The organism is Ensifer sp. ENS11 (genome assembly GCF_014851895.1).
GTDB lineage: Bacteria > Pseudomonadota > Alphaproteobacteria > Rhizobiales > Rhizobiaceae > Ensifer > Ensifer canadensis.
The window spans coordinates 394,467-413,174 of sequence record NZ_JACVAN010000005.1 but is presented as its reverse complement, the minus strand read 5'-3'; the positions used below and the strand labels follow the sequence as shown (position 1 = coordinate 413,174).

The window sequence follows — 18,708 nt, the reverse complement described above, 5'->3', positions numbered from 1 at the left end:
GGCGGTTCGATGTCGCGAGATCGCCGACACGCCGGGGGCGCTCGCCGTCCTGCCGATTGGTTCGCTGGAATAGCACGGGCCGCACCTGCCGGCTATTACCGACACCGCAAGCGCATCGGCGGCGGCCATTCGCGCCTCTCGGCTGGTTGTCGATGATATTCCGGTCGCCGTTCTGCCTGGCCTATGGCTAGGCATGAGCGAACACCACCTGCCTTTCGGCGGATCCATCACGCTCGACTACGATACGCTCAGCCGCGTCATCCGCTGCATCGTGCGCTCGCTGAAGACGCTCGGCTTTTCGCAGCTGTTCGTCGTCACCGGCCATGGCGGCAACATGGATCCGCTCGCGGTACCGTGCGTGAGCTGGCGGTCGAGTTCGCCATGCCGATCGTCGCCACGACGCCGTGGATGCTGGCGCCGGAGGAGTCGGGGAAGATCTTCGAGGTCGACACCGGTGCGCATCATGCTTGCGAAGGCGAGGCATCTGTCATGCTTGCGATCGTTCCCGACGGGGTGAAGACCGAGATGTTCGGCCAGGCCTATGGCAACCAGCAGCATCCCGTCGATGTGCCGGCGGACGTGTCGCGCTTCTATTCCTTCGCCGAGCGTGCGCTGGTCACCGGCACCTGGGGCGATCCGCGCAGCGCAACGGCTGACAAGGGCGAGCGCTTCCTCGACCTGCAGGCGGGTGCCTTCTGAGTAAATTTGTTCTACAAATGTTCTCATTGGCGCAGAGAGTCAACGACCAGATTTGGGGAGGCGCTTAGTGCGGCTTCCTTGCAAGGAGCACAACCCCGGCACCAAGCTCGAACATTTCGAGATCGGCATTTTCTAGGAAATAGTTGTCTGCAAGCTCGATCAACGCCGCCGCGACTTCCTCGCGTGACCAACCGGACAGTTGCGCTCGATCGGCAAGCGATAGGAATTCGCCCTCCAACGCCTCCTGGCGCCGAATTGGTCGGAGGGTTTCCCCTCCGGCCCCAGGCGCTGTGATGCCGAGGGTGGCGTCGCACGATCCACTTGAATTGAGATTGCCAGCCGAGCCGGCATTAGGCGGCTGACGGCGCTTGTGAAAAAAGGCGAGGGGCAAAGGCCCCTCGCTGTCACGGTAGAGATCTGCCGATCTGCTAAACCAGCAGACTGTCCCGCTTAACGCGCGGTTGACACGACGCCTGTGCCGCCGCCGCTTTCACTGCCGCCGCCGCTTTCACTGCCGCCGCCGCTTTCACTGCCGCCGCCGCTTTCACTGCCACCGCCGCTTTCGCTGCCGCCGCCGCTTACGCTGCCACCGCCGCTTTCGCTGCCACCGCCGCTTTCGCTGCCACCGCCGCTTTCGCTGCCACCGCCGCTTTCGCTGCCACCGCCGCTTTCGCTGCCACCGCCGCTTTCGCTGCCACCGCCGCTTTCGCTGCCGCCGCCGCTTTCGCTGCCGCCGCCGCTTTCGCTGCCGCCGCCGCTTTCGCTGCCGCCGCCGCTTTCGCTGCCGCCGCCGCTTTCGCTGCCGCCACCGCTTTCGCTGCCGCCACCGCTTTCACTGCCGCCGCCACCTTCACTGCCGCCGCTGCCGCCGTCTCCACCGCCGCCGCTGCCGCTGTCTCCACCGCCGCCGCTACCGCTGTCGCCACCACCGCCGCTGCCGCTATCAGCGCCCGTCCCGTTCGCACCGTCGCTCTTGCCGCCAATTTCGCCGGCGCCGCCGATTTTACCGCCGTCAGCGAATGCTGGCGCCGTGTATCCCGCCGCAACGATTGCGCAGATAGCAACGGTTTGAAGATACTTTTTCATGTTGGTCTCCCAATGTTGATTCAAGTATTTGCCCAGCCGCCGAGCAATAACTCACTCCTCAACAACAAGGCTAGGCATGTCCTTCCGTGACCTCTACTAAGCAGAGGTTGCGTGCGGCGCATCCAGAGCCGGAGTTTTGCTGAGGCCGTAGCAGAACAAATACCCTGGAGACGAAGATAACCCCCTTCGGTGCCACGTTTTTTTCGGCGTTGTCGGAGCCGTCAATTTACCGCTCCGGAAAGCCAATGTTTTTTTCACATTTACTAATAAAAGTGCAGGCGACTATGACCGTGGCTGCACATTTGAAGCCGATTTGGAACCATAGCGTGTGCAAACAACGCGACCGACGCCGCTGATCCCTGCGAAGCTACGCATGAGGCCTCCATGCAGGGGGTGCGCATGAAAATTTCGGATGTTTGACGCGGAGGAATCTGGTGTGATTCAAGGCGTCTCCTTTTGTTTTGGGGATGCTGATGACGGTAGAAACACTGGTACTGCCGCGTGCGTGACCGTTACGCTGTGCGCAATTTCGCCCTGCTGGGATGATCGGAAGGCGGTATCGCTCGACGGTAGCAGCGGATCGCCTCCGTGCGGCAAACGTCCAAAGGTGAATCGAGCGGCCGCCTGAAAACCACGCGGTTGAGCGAAATCGAACTCGTCCCTTGATGGTGGGTATGTGGAGCAATGCTGACAAGTCGCGCGGGAAGTCCCTCGCGAGAGGTGCAACGTGCTCTGCGCATGTGCGACCTGGCTAAATCAATGACAATATTTGCCACTGGTCTCGAACCAACTCAACTCTCCCGATTTAGCGAGGTGCTTAGTGCAGCTTCCTTGAAAGGAGGACAACGCCGGCACCGAGCTCGAACATTTCGAGATCGGCATTCACTAGGAAATAGTTGTCTGCGAGCTCCATCAACGCCGTCGCGACTTCTTCTGGAGACCAACCGGACAGGTGCACTTGATCGGCAAGCGACAGGAATTCGCCCTCCAACGCCTCTTGGCAAAGGAGATCGCGATCTGGGTGGCCGTTCGGAAGCTTCGGCGCGGCGATTTTCGACATGGCGTGTTCTCCTGCCGAAAATGATAGGGCGCACTCGGCATTCTACAAGATGTCGCTAATTTAACGATCAGCCGCGAGGCTACAACGGCGGGTGCTGATTGGCGTCGTTCCCGCCCGGTACTCGCGGCGCGTATCGTCCGACAGCGCGCGCTAGCTGGTCCTGCACGAATGGTTTTTGCCAACAGGGCACCAATTTCGTTCTTTGCACAGGGCTCTCTGGTCGCTGAAACATATCAGTCTGCCACATCCTGTTCAGCATGCCGCCGCAAAGCCGACGGGTTGGTAACGATTATGGAGCGATAACCGGTTTCAATCCAACCGGCCTCGACGAAACGTTGGATGGCGCTGTTGACTTGCTTGCGGGATGTGTTCGTCAAGATACCGAGATTTTCCTGGGAAACAGAAATAGGAGCATCTGTCGACCAGGACATGCGATGCAGAACTGACGCAATTCTTGAGCTGACACTCTTCTTCTGCAGATCATGTACGATTCTAAGTAGTTTATCCGCCGCCAAGATCGAAATGACGCCGAAAGCCCGAATGTTGTTCGGATCAGATGCGGCCATCTGCTCCATCGTCTCCAGCGGGACATGCATCACCCAGGTTTCGCTCCGCGCGAACAGCTCGATCCGTCTTGGCTTGCCGGTCATGAAGCTGTCTTCGCCGGTCCATCCGCCGGGTACGGCGATGTGGATCAGGCGCGGCGTTGAGTCGAGAGGCGCGGTGTCCACGGTCACAGTCCCTGAAACAAGACCATAAATGCCCCCGGCCGGGTCGCCCGGACGGAATATGACCTGACCTGCGTCAAATTTCAGAAGTAGCGCATTTTGCAGCAAGCGTACCCTGAAGGCTTCAGGCATTTGAGCCAGCCACCCAGCCTCGCACATGATGCGTTCCGCATGCGCCCGTGACATACGCGCCATTTTCTTCTCCAGATTGTGCGGTTCGACACAATGTGCCGTTCAAAAGCTCTGTATCAACTTTATGGCGAGAAGAAAGAGGCCGCGACGATCAGGGGTAAGCCGGCTTCTCTACGTGTTTACGGCTGATGCCTGCCCACATCCCCATCGAATTGTTCGGCCACGCGTGTGTGGTTGTCTCGAGATCGCATATCCAGGAGCTCTTGCATGCTATCGAAGATCTATCAATTGGCCTTGTGCTCGGTCATCGCACTTGCCGGCCAAGGCATAGCACCGGCCGCTGCAGAAACCGCCGCAAAGCCAGAGATTACGGATCCACATTTCCAGTTGGCTTCGGGCTATCTCAAGCAAAAGGATCTGCCCGATAGCCTTGTGCTGCTTGGCCCGCCGCCGGCCGACGGTACTGCGACGCTTGCGCGTGACGAAGAGTTGAGAGCCGCAACCATACCGCTGCGCGGTACGCCGCGCTGGGATCTGGCGCGCGCAGACGCTGATCTGCAATTCCCGCAGCCGGCGAAAAACTTCTCCTGCGCAATGGGCGTCGATATTAATGAAGACAAGACCCCTCACCTATATCGCTTGATGCAGAAGGTCCTGACTGATGCAGGCCTGTCGACCTATGGGGTGAAGAACACCTACAATCGCACTCGTCCTTTCGTGGTCCATAACGAAGGCACCTGCTATCCCGATCAGGAGCCGCTGCTGCGAACCGACGGCTCGTATCCTTCAGGCCATACGGCGGCTGGCTGGGCCTGGGCGCTGGTGTTGAGCGAAATCAGCCCGGAACGCGCCGATGTCCTGATGAAACGCGGCATAGAATTCGGCCAGAGCCGCGTAATTTGTGATGCACATTGGCAGAGCGACGTCGATGCGGGACGCATTATGGGTGCGGCGACGGTCGCAAAACTGCATAACAATGCAGAGTTCCTCTCGGATGTCGCGGCGGCACGCGAAGAATTGAAGACTGCGGGGGCGGCCGAGGCATCAAGCTGCGTTGCGGAAGAAGCCGCTCTGTCGGCACGATAACATTCTCGGGCTTCTGTACAATTTTCAAGTATTCCACGAGCCGGTTGATCTAGCGTCCGGCTCTGCCCTCAGCCAAACAACCGCGATACGGTGGTCCCCCATGCGAGCGAGAAAGCGCCTCCTGCCTCCTCCTGGCTGCAGCGTTTGGAAACCCTCTTCTGCGGGCGGGCTACGCTCACCGGAGAAAGGCGTGCTCTGTGACCGCTACATGTGCGCCGACAATACGGGTGTTTCGCGCCGGTTGACGCAAAAGCACCTTGGTAAGAAGGCTGCAATCAAACTGTTTTCACAAGGTGATTTCGACCAGGCGGAGTTCACTTTTGCCAACGGCATCTTCCGCGACGTCAAAGAGCGGCTATGCCGCGAAGACAGATACTTCGATGCGGACAGCAAGCGAAGTGCCACAATCACCAGGACGTACACGCGTCTCCAATTTCGCCGGTAAACATTCCCTCGCCGGCGGACGTCCGAATTTCCGGAGGATGCAGCAAAGTGCGCGGCGGGGATCTGGAAAGCCAACCGACAGAAAATCCCAAAGCTAGGGATTTAAGTAACCTATTGCATTATCGAGGAGATTTTATGCCGTATTTGCCTGTAATCTGCGTTGTCGCCGCGTCTGTGGCGACGCTTGGGAGTGCGAACGCACAGACCCCCTCCACCACCGCAACCCCCGTCGGCGTCGAGAATTTCGTCCGCGCCGAGTCCGACTTGTACATAGGCAAGACGGTGAAGGACGGCGGCTTCGGCCAGTTCGTCCATAGCCGCCAACCGGTCTCGATCGACAACCAGAACGTCATCCGCATGAATCGCGACACGCTCTATTCGGAGGCGGTGTTCGATCTCGACGCCGGCCCGGTCACGGTCACGCTCCCGGATGCGGGCAAGCGCTTTATGTCGATGCAGGTAGTCAGCGAGGACCACTATGTGCCGTCGGTCTTCTACGGCGCCGGCAGCTATACGCTGACGAAGGAGAATGTCGGCACGCGTTACGTGTTTATCGCGATTCGCACGCTGGTTGATCCTGCCGATCCGAAGGACGTAGACCAGGTTCATGAGCTTCAGGACGCGATCAAGGTCAGCCTGGCAGGCGCCGGAAATTTCGAGGTGCCGAACTGGGATCAAGCGAGCCAGACGAAGATGCGCGAAGCCCTGCTCGTCCTCGGTTCGACGATCCCCGACTACAACAACGCCTTCGGCACAAAGGAAGCCGTCGATCCGATCCGGCACCTGATCGGCACCGCGACCGGCTGGGGCGGAAATCCCGCTAAAGATGCGACCTACCTCAGCGGGGACGCGCCCAAGAACGATGGAGCTACCGTCTATACGCTCAAGGTTGGAGACGTTCCGGTCGATAGTTTCTGGTCGGTCAGCGTCTACAACGCCGAGGGCTACTTCGAGAAGAACCCATACAACGCCTATTCGCTGAACAACCTGACGGCAAAGAAGAGCGACGATGGCTCGATCACCATCCAGTTCGGCGGCTGCGACGGCAACATCGTCAACTGCCTGCCGACCGTGCCTGGCTGGAATTATACGGTGAGGCTCTATCAGCCGCGTGCCGAGATATTGAGCGGCGAATGGAGTTTCCCGCAGCCACAGCCCTTGCCGTAAGACGGCTAATGCGTGCGGGCGGATCGGATTTCGCCCGCACGCGTATCCGGAGTGCCATTCGCTGCGCGGCTTTTTCTGAAACGGAAGCCGTTATCGAGGGGAAAATGAAGTTTTTTTCAGTATGCTCAATTGCATTCGCATTGGTTTTGACGCTTTCGCTTTCGGCGAAGGCTGCGGATAAGCAGTTCCTGCCATTCCAACCCGAAGCCGGCAGCGAGACCTCGTCTGGCTGGCAGTTCAATGCCAGCCCGTATTTCTGGGCTGCTGGCATCGACGGCACCGTCGGGCAGTTTGGCCATCCGCCGGCGAGCTTGAAGTCCGACTTCGGCGATATATTCAAGGATCTGGATTTCGCATTTATGGGCGTGGCAGAGGGTAGATATGACCGTTTCAGCGTTTTCAGCGACGTAATCTACACAAAGCTCTCTGTAAGTGGCCACAGCCCCGCCAGGGTTTTGACGAACAAGATCGGTGTGACGTCCGAGACGTTTTCGGGTCTGGTTGGAGGCGGCTACAGCCTGCTGACGAATGGCCGGGACCATCTGGACGTGATTGCCGGGGCGCGCCTCTGGTACGCGAGCACCAAGGTATCTTTCAGCGGCGGCGTCCTAGATGGCATAAGCCGCGAAGACAGCGCTACCTGGCTCGACGCCGTCGCAGGTTTCCGTGGAACGTATTTCCTCACGGATCAATTCTACCTCACGGGTTGGGGGAATGTCGGCGCCGGGCAAGCCGATCTTGATTGGGATGTCGCAGGTGCCATCGGCTACCAAATCAAGGATAGCATTTCGGCAGTGGCTGGATATCGCGCGATGGGTATCGATTACAGCTCCGGCGGCTTTGACTATGACGTTGTGCAGAAAGGCCCGATGCTGGGGTTGGTTTTCCATTTCTAGTCGCAACGCAACGACGTCTGCGTGCGAGAACGCATGTCGGTCATACGGTCGGGATGATGGAACCCGTCGCTCTGGCGGCATCAACGCCAAAGACAACGCAGGTCGACATACTTTTGCCGACGACGCATCAGCCGTCCGGGGATCCGGCAACCTTGTTCAAAGGCGAGCGCAATCAGGAACTCTCCTTCGCGGAAGTCGCGGTCTCGATCCCGTCGGAACGCGACGCCGGAACTGTGCAAGGCCGAAACGCCTGCCAGCCAACCCCGCCACGGATTTCGCTGGTTCGCGGTCGTCAGTGGAACGGTCTCGGTGCTGTGGCGGGCCGCAGATTCAATGACACGACCTTGACTAAGCAAAAGGGCTGAGTCTGGCCTGCGGCAGAACTGATGGCTTCATACCATCATTTGATGTCGAGCGGCCTCTCGGCAAGGAAATCGGGAGTACGACAGCCTATGCCTCATGGGTCGAAAAACAAAACGTCAAAAGACGTGGAACAAGCAGCGCCCGCGCGCGCAGATGCTACTAACCGTGGCGATATTTATGCGGACGATCCGCAATCCTCTCAAGCTACAGGTTCCGAAGCCGACCAGACGCCCTGGGATTTCCTCGCGTCGCATGGCGGACCTTTCTACGAGCTTCAACGTCGGTTGAAGCTGCTGCACGCACACGCGCTCAACGCGGGTCGCCGTGCGGTGTTTTTCATCGCGATTGCTTGGGCAATTCCGTTCTTTTTGGCTTTGCCCGGTAGCCTGTCAGTCAGCGATGCAGGAGCTTATCTCCGAGATCTCGGCGTATGGGCCACTTTTTTCGTCGCTATCGGGACGTTCGTTCTTGCCGAGCGACAGGTCGAAGACGGTCTACGCACCAAGCTCCAGCATTTCCTTAGAGCACCGATCATTGCGCCCGTTTCGATGCAGAGCGCCGCGGAGGCGGTCCTTGTGGCGCTCAAACAGCGCGATTCCGGATTGGCCGAGATCATATGCGTGGCGTTGGCGGTCGTTGGCGGACTGTTCTACTGCGCACTTCTCCATCATGCTCCGTTGACGTCCTGGGCCGTCGAGCTTGCGCCGAACGGTAGTGCCATTAGCTTGGCGGGCTGGTGGTGCGTGGCGGTAAGCGTGCCTCTTTTCTGGTTCCTGATGCTGCGTGGGCTGTGGCGTCACTTCGTCTGGTCGCAATTGCTTAGGAAGCTGGCGAGGCTGGAACTGAAGCTGGTCGCAACACATCCCGACGGACAGGGCGGGCTCGCCTTCATCTCTGAATATCCCAATGCCTATATGATGTATATTTTCGGTGTCAGCGCACCTGTGGCGGTAACCCTCGGCAGGCATTTCGATATGGAAACCCTCAATGCGGCCAGCCTTACCGCTACCATGGCCGTATGGCTGGTGCTGGTGCTTGCATTGTTTGCCTACTCACTTTCTGCTTTCTGGAAACCCCTTGCCGACCTGAAGGCCGCCACGATTCTCGCGCTCTCCGTGCAAGCTACTCATTATCAGCGGCTTGCCGAACGCAAGGTTCTTGGCCGTAATGTGGCTGCCCACTGCGATGAGAGATCGGAGAGAAAGGAAGACATCGCCGATCCCTCGAAGCACCACGAGTTGGCGAAAAAGCTTTCGACAGTGCTTCTTAGCCGTAAGGCGGTTTTACCGGTCGGTGCGGCGGCACTCCTGCCATTCGCCATCGAGGGAGCGACCCGGTTGCCCCTGAAGGATGTTCTTTCGATCCTGAAAAAAATGCTGTTGCTCTAGGTTCTGGTGAGGATCGAACGTTTATGGGCATGAACGCTTGCGAAGGTTGCCCTGCGCACTCACCTCGAAAATTGTATTCCGTAGGTGACCGACGCATCCCTTCGGCCGGGCGACAGTTCGAATCCGTTCAAGAGCAAAGATTTGGTGGTCGGCTTCCGGTCCAAACGAGACATCCAACCTTCGCATCCAACGAATGGGATGACGAGCCTCGAAAAGCGATGAACTTTTTCGCATCGCATCGCCTCGTTCAAGGTTTCGTCATCCCCGCTCAAATCAGTCTGCATTGCTCGGTATCGGCGTGTTGAGCAGTTGTTGCTCCCACAGGAACGCGATGCCGCTACCAGCGGCATGATGCTTGAGCACGTCCGTCAGCTCGGCGGCATGCTGGGTGCGGGCCCAATCGCGCTGCCATTCGGACGCCAGCGCCAGCCAGGTCATCATGTTCGCGCCGGCCGCGATCATCCGTTGGATAGCGACCTCGTGGGCCTCGACCGAAGTACCTCCCGAAGCGTCGGTGATGACCGTCACATCCCAGCCTTCGCCGAGGGCCTGGATCACCGGCATCGCGACGCAGATCTCGGTCCACAGACCGGCGATGATCAACTGCTTGCGGCCCGTCGCCTTGACCGCGTCCACCACCTTCCGGTCCTCCCAGGTGTTGATGAACGTCCGGTCGATCACCTCCTGGCCCGGGAACACATCGGTGATTTGCGGGAAGATGAGACCGCCACGCTCAGCGATCACGCTGGTCAGGATGGTCGGTACGCCGAAAGCCTTGGCGGCCTTCGCCAGAGCCGTCGAATTGTTGACCACCATCTGCGGATCGTGGCTGTTCAGGTTTGCGAGCTGGTAGGGCTGGTGGTCAATCAGAACGAGTACGGAATCTTCCGGGCGGAGAAGCGAAGCAAGGCCGTTACGAAAGGTCATGAATACATCCTCTGCTGTCGTTTTGTGTGAGGTCGGTTTACCGGCAAACATGCGCTGACAGCGGCGCTGCCTACGAAACGGACACTGTCATTCCCATTTATGATACGGTAGCCTTCCTTTGCGCCAAGCTGTGTCGCGAAATGGGGAACGCCAAGGTGGATATCGAAGATCTGCGGACATTCGTGGAAGTGGCTGATGCAGGGGGTGTTTCGCCCGCCGCGCGGCGGCTCGGCGTCTCCAAGTCAATGGTCAGTCGGCGGCTTGTCCGACTTGAAGCGGAACTTGGCGTGCAGCTTCTTGCACGAACAACCCGCGGCGCGGCTCTCACAGAAGCGGGGATCACGTTTCGGGAGCATGCAGCCAGGGTCTGTACCGAGATCGACGTGGCCAGGGAAACGATCCTACCTTCCGGCGACCTTTGCGGCCGCTTGCGAGTTGCCGTGCCGTTTTCTTTCGGTCCGACCCACTTCGCTCCTGTGCTCGCGCAAATGGCACAACGCCACCCGCAGCTCCACATCCATACGTCCTACAGCGATCGCTTTGTTGATCTCATCGCAGAGGGCTTTGATTGCGCGATCCGGGTTGGCTATCTGCAGGACTCCAACCTGATCGCAAGACGCGTCGGTCCGCTCTACGGGAAGCTGGTCGCAAGCCCGGACTATATTAGAACGCATGGTTCCCCCGAGACACCGGCGGAGCTCGTCGCCCATCAGGCCCTCATGCAAGGAACGGAGGCCTGGCAATTCATGGATGGCGAAGAGATCATTACGGTCCATCCGCGGGGACGCTTCAAGGCCGACAACGCCCTGGCTCTCGCCGCCGCCGCATTGGCAGGGGTTGGCATAGCTTGGATCCCCGATGGCGTAACCCATGAATATGTAGCTTCCGGCGCGCTGGTTCCCGTCATGACACGCTATCCGCCACCTCCGGCAGGCATATATATCATCCGCCCGTCGGGGCAGCATCCCGCAAGAAAGGTACGTGTCCTCACAGAAATGCTGATCGAGTGTTTCGAGGAGGCTCCGGCCCCTGTGAGCGGCGGTCTCTAAGGCACTAACGTCGCGATGTCAGGGCGTGGGGCTACCGTTTCTGGCGCAATGCGGATTTCTACTGCGCGTAATGTATCGTGAGGAACGGTCAGCTTCGATTGTTCGACGGTCCATCGCTGGGTCGTCCACTTGCGCCCGTGCTGGCGGAACGGCTCAATCGGCGCAAGCGCGCCGTTACCGAATGCGCGCCGAGTCCGCCTTTTGCACCTTCGCATTCCAGGTTCATCTTCGGTGGACAACAACTTAACGCCGCCGCCAAACAAATTCGCCAGCACCACGCGTTCACCATTTACTTACGATGGAATTACGCGGAAAATTAGCGTCGTGGGAGGAAGGCATTCGGCCCTCACGACTAGCGCGCCCGAACGGCTTCTGCCCCTTTCAAGGGAGGACCAGTTATGAGGCGTATTTTGTTGCACGCGGCAGCATCGGTCGCGGCGCTCTCGCTTGGCGTCTCGTATGCATCCGCGCAATCAGGCAGTGTCGAGAAGGCGGTCGGCGGCTACAGTTTCGAGGACGCCGCAAAAGAGGCGCCCGGTACCAAGGACTTCCATTCGGCCGACGGCCACCTCACCTTTGGTGTCGTGACGCACACGGCCGGGAACGGCTTTTTCGATCCCGTCTATGTTGGCGCCATGGTGGCCGGCAACATGATCGGCGCCAAGATCCTGCTGCTTGGCTCGGAGTCGCCGGTGGACGATCCGGCCCGCGAGATCGAAATACTTAATCAGATCGTTCAGGATCCGACGATCGACGGCATCATCATGACGACGCCGCAGATCGGCGCCTACAACGACATCGTAAAGGCCGCCGAGGCAAAGGGCATTCCCGTCGCCACGACGAACTCCTTTGACGGGACGCTGCTCAACCGCAGCGGCATCAGTCATACCGGCCAGGACGCATCCGCGGCCGCGATCGGCGGCGAAGCACTTGCCAAATGCGTACTCGACAGCGGCAAGACCAGCGGCTCGATCCTGCTGCCGTCCTCGACCGCGATGGGCAACATCGAAGTGAACAATCGGGTGACCTCTGCCTTTAATGCGATCGTCAAGACACTGAAAGACGCCGGAAAGCTTGAAAATTTCAAGGTGGACGCCGGGCCGGAGAATGTCGGCATCGACACGAACCCGAACGATCCCGTGAACGCGCTCGTGTCGCTCTTCGAGTCGCGTGGTGACGTCGTCGGAGCCTTCACCGCAAACAACGTCTTCACGCCGCCCCTCGTCAAGGCAGTCGCGCAAATGGGATGGACCGGTAAGTTCTGCGCCTTCGGCTTCGATCTGGGGCCGGCGCAGCAAGAGGGCATCACCGCGGGGAACCTTACGGGCTCGCTGGGACAACAGCCGTTCCTGCAAGGCTTTTGGCCGGTCATGCAGCTCTACCTGCAGATCGACCGCGGCATCTCGGCCGCCAATCTCGACACGCGGGCCCAACTGGTGACGAAGGCGACAGTCGCCAATGTCGGCAAGCGCTTCGAGAACTGATTTCGCACGAGCCGCCTGACATATACGGGCGGGAGGGCTGAACGTTCCTGCCGCCCGCGCAAGTGCAAAGTTCGACCGGACAAACCCATGGCGCCTGTGGAGACGACATCGCTCGGCCGCGCGCCTCCGCAGCTCGCCGGCGGCTGGGAGGCCGGTCTCCTACTGTTCCTTGTCCTGCTCTATGTCGGCGGCGTGTTCGCCAATCCGACCTTCTTCGCCTCGACGGACGCGCTTCACGCCCTGCTTCGTGACACCTCCCGCGTGGGGATCATCGCCGTAGGGATGACCTTCGTTATCGTCAACAAGGACCTCGATCTATCGGTAGGTTCCACCTACGGTCTCGTCGCGGTGGTGTTCGCCAGGCTTTTTTCACCGAGCTTTCTCGATCTCGACATCACCGCCTCGGTCATTCTTTGCCTGCTGCTGGGGACGGCGATCGGGTTGCTCAACGGCGTGCTCGTGACCATCCTGAGGGCGCCGGCATTCATAGCGACGCTGACGATCCTCTTCATCGGCCGTGGTTTCGTGCTGGCGCTGACGCACGGCCAGGCGATCTATTATTCCGGCAAGGCGGATGAATTTCCGCTCTTCTTCCACCTAGGCCAAACCAATTTCCTCGGCTTCAACAACCAGATCCTCGTCTTCGCCTCCGTTGTCGCGCTCGGAGCCTTTGTGCTTGCCAAGACCCGCTGGGGCTACGAGACACTCGCCACCGGTGGCAACGAACAGGCGGCAGTCTATGCCGGTATTCCCGCGCGCTGGGTGCGCATCCGCGCCTACCTGATCTCGTCGCTCTGCGCGACCCTTGCGGCTCTCCTGTCGGCGGCACAGGATAAGGGTGTAACCCCTCTTTATGGCGTCAGCTGGGAACTCACCGTCATCGCATCCGTGGTCATCGGCGGCGCGTCGATCCTGGGCGGTCGCGGCCGCGTGTTAGGCTCTTGCCTGGGGGCCGCAGTCGTCGTGCTGGTCGACAAGGTCTTGCGCGAAGGATGGCCGATCACGCGCATCGTCGTCATCGACGGCGAGAGTATTGCGGTCAACGCCAGGTTCACCCTGCCCGCGGGCGCGGTGCTGGTTTTCCTCGGCTTCCTTCTCGTCACTGCGGTGCTGATAGAGCCCCACCTCATCCGCCGCCAGGTCGCGGGCCGCTTCTGGGCGTGGCTGCGCGGCCGCCCGCCGCCACCCGCCTATGAGATGGGCGGCGTGGCTCTCGAGGGCGTCCAGACCAAGGGAGCGATGGCGAGCGACCTGGCGCTGACGGCTACCGGGTTTGGCAAGTTTCTCGCCCGCCGCGACGCGCTTGCCATCATCCTGACCGTCCTGTTGTGGCTGACGGGGCTCACCCTCAGGCCCGACTACTGGTGGAATCTCTCCAATACGTTCGCGATCCTGCTCAACTACACAGAACTTGCCCTCATTGCGGTCGGGCTCACCTATGTCATCGCTGCTGGCGATATCGATCTCTCGGTCGGGGCGGTGCTTGCGCTTTCCGGCAGCACCGCGGCCTATTTCCTGAAGGTGCTTGGCGCTGACCCGATGACCGCCGTGGCGATGGGGCTGGTTGTCGGGATGGTAGCCGGCCTCGTCAACGCCACCGTCACGGTCGGTTTCAAGCTGCCGGCCTTCATCGCTACGCTAGGCATGTTCTACATCGCCCGCGGTCTTGCCGCCTGGTTCGTCGCCGGCCAGCAACTGACGGGCTGGCCCGAAAGCTACAACCTGCTCGGCCGCAAGGCGAACGACGTCCTCCTGCATTTCGGCTTTTCGCTGCCGCCTGGCTTTCTTCGGACCGTTGCAGAAGTCGTCAGCGTGCAGACGATCTGGATGTTCTTTGTCGCCCTGGTGGCTGGCCTCGTGCTCGCTTACTCGCCGTTCGGACTGAAGGTCCTGTCCACCGGCGGCAACCTCCGCGCCGCGGCTTACGCGGGAATCAACACGAACCGCGTGCGTTTCCTCGCGCTCTTGTTGTCGGCGCTCTGCGCCTCCATGGCCGGGATCATCAACGTCGCCTACTTCCGCAGTTTCAACCCCGTCGCCGGCCAGTTCCGCGAACTGGACGCCATCGCCTCGGTTATCATCGGTGGCGGATCGATCTTCGGCGGTTACGGCACCATCATCGGCTCGCTTGCCGGCGCTGCGGCGATCACGCTCGTGCGGGCGCTGCTGCAATTGAACGTCCAGGGGTTCACCATGCCGCAGCACTGGATCAATGTCTTCATCGGCGTCATCCTTATCCTGGCCGTGCTCGTCGACATTTGGGTGCGCCAGGCCAATATCTTCGGACGCATGCGCTCCTATTTGGCGCGACGCGGACAAGCTTCGGAGACCACTCATGGCCGCTGATACCCAAGGCACACCGATCGTGGAAATGCGGGGCATCGAAAAGGTATTCGGTGCCGTCCAGGCGCTACGCTCGGTCGACCTGGTGCTCCATCCCGGCGAAATCCTCGGTCTCGTTGGCGACAATTCCGCCGGCAAATCGACGCTAATGAAAATCCTGACCGGCGCCTACCAGCGCGATGCTGGCGAGATCTTCGTCGCCGGACACCCGGTGCGTTTTAGGAGCCCGCATGAGAGCCGCGACGTCGGTATCGAGATGATCTATCAGGATTTCGCGCTGTGCGGGAACATGGACGTCGGGCAGAACATATTTCTGGGCCGCTGGCCGCTCAAAGGCCCGTTCGTCAATCGGCGGAAGATGTATGCGGAAGCCGACAAGGTACTGAAACGGCTCAAGGTCGACGTCAACTCCGTGTACCAGAAGGTCGAAAGCCTGTCGGGCGGCCGCCAGCAATCGGTGGCGATTGCCCGCGCCATCTCGTTCGAGCCGCAGGTCGTAATCCTCGATGAGCCGACCGCCAATCTTTCGGTGATGGCGACCGAACGCCTGCTTGAAACGATGCTGGAATTGAAGAGGCAGGGTGTAGCCCAGATTATCATCTCTCATCGGCTGGTCGATATCTTTGCCGTCGGCGATCGCGTGATGGTGCTGAAGCGCGGCGAGTATGTCGGCGACCGCTATATCAAGCACACTGACGAACACGAGATTCTGGAGATCATTGTTTCCGGCACCCGCGAACGGGCAATCACGGCGGAGCAGGCAGTGCGTTGACCGGGCACGGACGCGGTATCGGCAGAGCATTGGTGCGCGACGTTTACGCCTGCTCAATGCCGCAGAAATCCTGGGAATCCGCGGCGTGTTGGTGCATGCGATTTCCGATAGTGCGCGAGCCTTCTATGAGGCGGTTGGCTTCCTGCCTTCGCCATCGGACCCCCCATGATGCTGATGGTCGGGTTGCATGATCTCAAAAGCGCGCTGAACTTCTAACCTTAGCTTGGGAACAAATTTGCCCAGCGCAGAAGTCAGCGCGTGCCCGGTGGCCAGGCATGTTCACGTGCTGTGCTTGTAGATTCGTATAAAGTATCGCTCGGAACTCGACGCACTGGCGGCTAACCCTTCAGGCGAGCGTGAGCTTCCTCTTCCACCGAGTCTCCGCTGCCGGAATGGTGTGATCGCTTACGAAGCCGCATTCGGCATGAGGCCACTTCGAGACAGGTCGTGATCTCAATGTGTCCGGAGAGATTGGGGAACTCTTCGGCGCCGTCACATACGAAGTAAAGCTTACCCAAAGTCGGCTATGCCGCGTGTGTCGAAAAATGACACGATCACCGCTGTCATGTCGCTACCCTTTGCCGAGAGTGTTGACTTCCACACCGAGGGCGCCCGCCAGCGCCTCCTTACCGTTACCAGGCATCAGCGCGATGCCTGCCGCAAGGCCCTCCTGCCACGAGGCCCCCCGATCCCATTCCTCCTGGTAAGCGTCCGCCAAGAGGTCGCCCTGCCGGGTTTGGATCATGGCCTCGAAGAGCGTGGCCGCTTGCAGGAGGTCCTTGTCCCGCTTCGCACGCCCGAGCGCGTCCGTGAGCCGCCTTGAAGCCACAATGAGCTTGTGGACGGCATACCGTTCGGGAGCAGGCACGTTCACGCTCAGGCCTTCCCGATGGAGCGGCACCGTCCGCACAAGTGGTGAATTTCGCCAATCCCGACATGGTTGGGCATACCGGTAGCCTCGAAGCCGCAATCGAGGCGGTCGAAACGGTGGATACGGCCTTGGGCAGCGTCGTCAGCAGCGTGGCTGGCACGGGTGGCTGCCTGTTGGTTATTGCCGACCACGGAAATTGCGAGATGATGATCGACCCAATCAACAACGAGCCCCATACGGCACATACCCTGAATCCGGTGCCGGCGATCCTCTTTGGTCGTGAGGACGTGGCTACGCTGAACAACGGGATTCTTGCCGATGTTGCGCCGACCGTCCTTTCGCTCATGGGCATCGAGCAGCCGGCCACGATGACCGGGAAGCCGCTCTTTTCGACCAGTGGCTGCGAGTAAGCGCCGACGTTAGCGTCAATGGAGGTCGCGGAGGAATGCCGGCGGCCAGATCGCTCCGGCGGCGCGGCTTAGCTCCCATCAATAGTGGGAGTTTCGCCAAGCTCTATCGCATAGTCGCAGGCGCGGCCGACAACAGTGTCCTTGCCGATGCCGCGCCGACTTCCGGCTCGCTATTTCCCGAGCTGCCGTGGGCTTCCCTGCTGCCGCAGAGCAATCCGATTGCCGTAGGGATCCAGGGCAGTCACCCGCACACCATAGGCGTAGTCCTCAGGCTCAGGCTCGACGAACTTGATGCCGCGCGCCCTGAGCTCGCCGAAGTCCTTCCGAAGGTCGTCCGTTTGAAGAAAGATCGTGCCCATTTTGTCCTCCTCGGAAGCTGCGCGGCCTCCTGTGCCGGGCCAAAGCAGGATCGGCCATCCCTGACCTTTGTAGCTCATCACCAGGAATCGGCCCTCAGGCCCGGGGTTATCGGCCACTTTCTCGAAGCCGAAGTTACTCGTGTAGAAGTCGAGCGCCTTTTCTTGATCTGACACAAACAAGGCGGCGAACATGATTTTGCTGAACATTGTTATACCTCTCTGCTCCGTGCGAGCACCGGCGTTTAAATGAGACGACGCCACCGCCGGAACCGACCGCTGTCACATCCGCTAGGTTTCGTTCGTCATGCTCATGACGGAGCCAACGAAGGAAATGTGACCGATGGAAGCAAAAAAAATCTCACTGGAACAGTTCGAGACCAATCGCCCCCACCTGCGCGCAGTGGCCTGCCGCATGCTCGGTTCGTTGAACGAGGCGGAGGACGCGGTGCAGGAAACGTGGCTGCGCCTGTCCCAGACGGAGGCAGGGGACATCTCGAACCTGGGCGGTTGGCTAACCACCGTCACAGCCCGAATCTGCCTCGATATTCTGCGATCACGCAAGGCGCGGCGTGAGGAACCGCTCGACGAAATCGAATCCGGTCCTGTCGGCACACGCGAAGCTGGCAAAAGTCCGGAGGATCAAATATCCGCAGCGGATTCGGTTGGCCTAGCTCTGTTTGTGGTACTCGAAAAACTTGCCCCCGCTGAGCGGCTGGCGCTCGTGCTGCACGATGTATTTGCCGTACCGTACGGTGAGATCGCTCCCATTGTCGGCCGTTCCACGGAGGCAACACGCCAGCTCGCAAGCCGTGCTCGCCGCCGCGTACAAGGTTCGCCCATTGCGTCCAACCCTAATCGCGCCAGGCAGCGGAGTCTCGTGGAAGCCTTTCTCGCCGCCGCGCAAAACGGCGACTTCGATGCACTTGTTTCAGTGCTCGATCCGGACGTCGCTTTCCGGGCTGACAAGGAGGCTATGCGTCAGGGTTCAGTTCCTGAGATCCGCGGCGCAATGGCGGTGGCAGAGGCTTTCAAAGGTCGCGCGCGCACCGCATTGCCGGTGCTTGTGGATGGAGGCTTTGGTCTCGTCATCGCTCCCGACGAACGCCAGCGCATCGTGCTCCGTCTCTCGTGTAAGAATGAAAGAATCACCGCGATTTGGGCGATCGCGGATCCGGAGAGCCTCGCACGGCTCGACCTGGCACTGCTGCCGGATTGAAGCGGCTGCTAGCGTCCCCGCTGCCCTCGTCCGGGGATCGCGCATTATGGAAGTGCCCTGTGAAGACCTACCGGATGAACTGGATTTCGGTATCACACACCCGCATACCGAAGGCGTGTCGCTGACACATAGACGATGAGGTGTGGCGGAAGGTCAGTCGAATGGCATCTGGATCGCTAGAGGCGGTCTGCGTATGAACGGATGCGCGTGAGGATCTCTTTCAAGTTG

Annotated in this window: 15 protein-coding genes and 3 pseudogenes; 12 read left to right on the top strand and 6 right to left on the bottom strand. The window is 60.1% G+C overall.

All coding sequences use genetic code 11. The features are described 5' to 3' along the window. The first annotated feature begins 85 nt into the window (after positions 1–85). Positions 86–699: pseudogene (locus IB264_RS35600) on the top strand (creatininase family protein). Positions 700–1,149: 450 nt separating this feature from the next. On the opposite strand, the gene IB264_RS13200 reads toward IB264_RS35600, so the two are convergent. From IB264_RS13200 to IB264_RS13190, 3 genes are all read right to left on the bottom strand, one after another. Beyond that, positions 1,150–1,785, bottom strand: a complete 636-nt coding sequence (locus tag IB264_RS13200) for a PE family protein (RefSeq protein WP_192433655.1) — start codon at positions 1,783–1,785, stop codon at positions 1,150–1,152. 817 nt (positions 1,786–2,602) lie between these two features. Then, positions 2,603–2,845 (bottom strand): hypothetical protein, encoded by a 243-nt coding sequence (locus IB264_RS13195; protein ID WP_192433654.1) that lies wholly within the window; start codon positions 2,843–2,845, stop codon positions 2,603–2,605. 233 nt (positions 2,846–3,078) lie between these two features. Next, positions 3,079–3,768 (bottom strand): Crp/Fnr family transcriptional regulator, encoded by a 690-nt coding sequence (locus tag IB264_RS13190; protein ID WP_057206664.1) that lies wholly within the window; start codon positions 3,766–3,768, stop codon positions 3,079–3,081. A 204-nt stretch (positions 3,769–3,972) separates the two neighbouring features. Here IB264_RS13190 and IB264_RS13185 point away from each other — a divergent pair, with 204 nt between their 5' ends. The 5 genes from IB264_RS13185 (at position 3,973) to IB264_RS13165 (ending at position 9,049) form a co-directional block, all read left to right on the top strand. After that, a complete protein-coding gene (locus tag IB264_RS13185) occupies positions 3,973–4,791 on the top strand; it encodes a phosphatase PAP2 family protein (RefSeq protein ID WP_192433652.1) in 819 nt (272 codons plus the stop codon). 100 nt (positions 4,792–4,891) lie between these two features. Continuing rightward, on the top strand, positions 4,892–5,236 hold the full coding sequence (locus IB264_RS13180) for a YcgJ family protein (protein ID WP_192433650.1): 345 nt from the start codon (positions 4,892–4,894) through the stop codon (positions 5,234–5,236). Between the two features lie 134 nt (positions 5,237–5,370). Next, positions 5,371–6,402: a DUF1254 domain-containing protein gene (locus IB264_RS13175; RefSeq protein ID WP_192433695.1), complete on the top strand. Its 1,032-nt coding sequence runs from the start codon at positions 5,371–5,373 to the stop codon at positions 6,400–6,402. A 104-nt stretch (positions 6,403–6,506) separates the two neighbouring features. Next, entirely contained in the window at positions 6,507–7,298 is a 792-nt protein-coding gene (locus IB264_RS13170) for a hypothetical protein (protein WP_192433693.1), read from the top strand. Between the two features lie 452 nt (positions 7,299–7,750). Next, the gene (locus IB264_RS13165) at positions 7,751–9,049 is read left to right on the top strand and encodes a hypothetical protein (RefSeq protein WP_192433648.1); all 1,299 of its coding nucleotides are present in this window, start codon (positions 7,751–7,753) and stop codon (positions 9,047–9,049) included. Between the two features lie 273 nt (positions 9,050–9,322). Here the strand turns inward: IB264_RS13165 and IB264_RS13160 are convergent, their stop codons facing one another. Further along, complete coding sequence (locus tag IB264_RS13160; protein ID WP_192433646.1) at positions 9,323–9,976, bottom strand: hydrolase; 654 nt, start codon at positions 9,974–9,976, stop codon at positions 9,323–9,325. 155 nt (positions 9,977–10,131) lie between these two features. On the opposite strand from IB264_RS13160, the gene IB264_RS13155 reads away from it, so the two are divergent. The 4 genes from IB264_RS13155 to IB264_RS13140 all read left to right on the top strand — a co-directional run bounded on the left by IB264_RS13155 (position 10,132) and on the right by IB264_RS13140 (position 15,624). Beyond that, on the top strand, positions 10,132–11,025 hold the full coding sequence (locus tag IB264_RS13155) for a LysR family transcriptional regulator (protein WP_025430697.1): 894 nt from the start codon (positions 10,132–10,134) through the stop codon (positions 11,023–11,025). 398 nt (positions 11,026–11,423) lie between these two features. Further along, positions 11,424–12,509: a substrate-binding domain-containing protein gene (locus IB264_RS13150; protein WP_192433644.1), complete on the top strand. Its 1,086-nt coding sequence runs from the start codon at positions 11,424–11,426 to the stop codon at positions 12,507–12,509. Positions 12,510–12,596: 87 nt separating this feature from the next. Further along, positions 12,597–14,855, top strand: coding sequence for an ABC transporter permease (locus tag IB264_RS13145; protein ID WP_025430695.1), 2,259 nt, complete (start codon positions 12,597–12,599; stop codon positions 14,853–14,855). After that, entirely contained in the window at positions 14,845–15,624 is a 780-nt protein-coding gene (locus IB264_RS13140; RefSeq protein WP_192433642.1) for an ATP-binding cassette domain-containing protein, read from the top strand. Before IB264_RS13145 ends, IB264_RS13140 begins: the two co-directional genes overlap by 11 nt. Before the next feature lie 571 nt (positions 15,625–16,195). On the opposite strand, the pseudogene IB264_RS13135 reads toward IB264_RS13140, so the two are convergent. Next, positions 16,196–16,534 (bottom strand): annotated as a pseudogene (locus tag IB264_RS13135) (GSU2403 family nucleotidyltransferase fold protein); the annotation flags it as partial. A gap of 2 nt (positions 16,535–16,536) precedes the next feature. Here IB264_RS13135 and IB264_RS13130 point away from each other — a divergent pair. Beyond that, positions 16,537–16,905, top strand: a pseudogene (locus tag IB264_RS13130) (2,3-bisphosphoglycerate-independent phosphoglycerate mutase); the annotation flags it as partial. A 170-nt stretch (positions 16,906–17,075) separates the two neighbouring features. Here the strand turns inward: IB264_RS13130 and IB264_RS13125 are convergent. Then, positions 17,076–17,525: a glyoxalase superfamily protein gene (locus IB264_RS13125; protein WP_309141646.1), complete on the bottom strand. Its 450-nt coding sequence runs from the start codon at positions 17,523–17,525 to the stop codon at positions 17,076–17,078. Positions 17,526–17,604: 79 nt separating this feature from the next. Between IB264_RS13125 and IB264_RS13120 the strand changes: the two genes are divergently transcribed. Next, entirely contained in the window at positions 17,605–18,480 is an 876-nt protein-coding gene (locus IB264_RS13120) for a sigma-70 family RNA polymerase sigma factor (RefSeq protein ID WP_192433639.1), read from the top strand. Positions 18,481–18,708 lie beyond the last annotated feature (228 nt).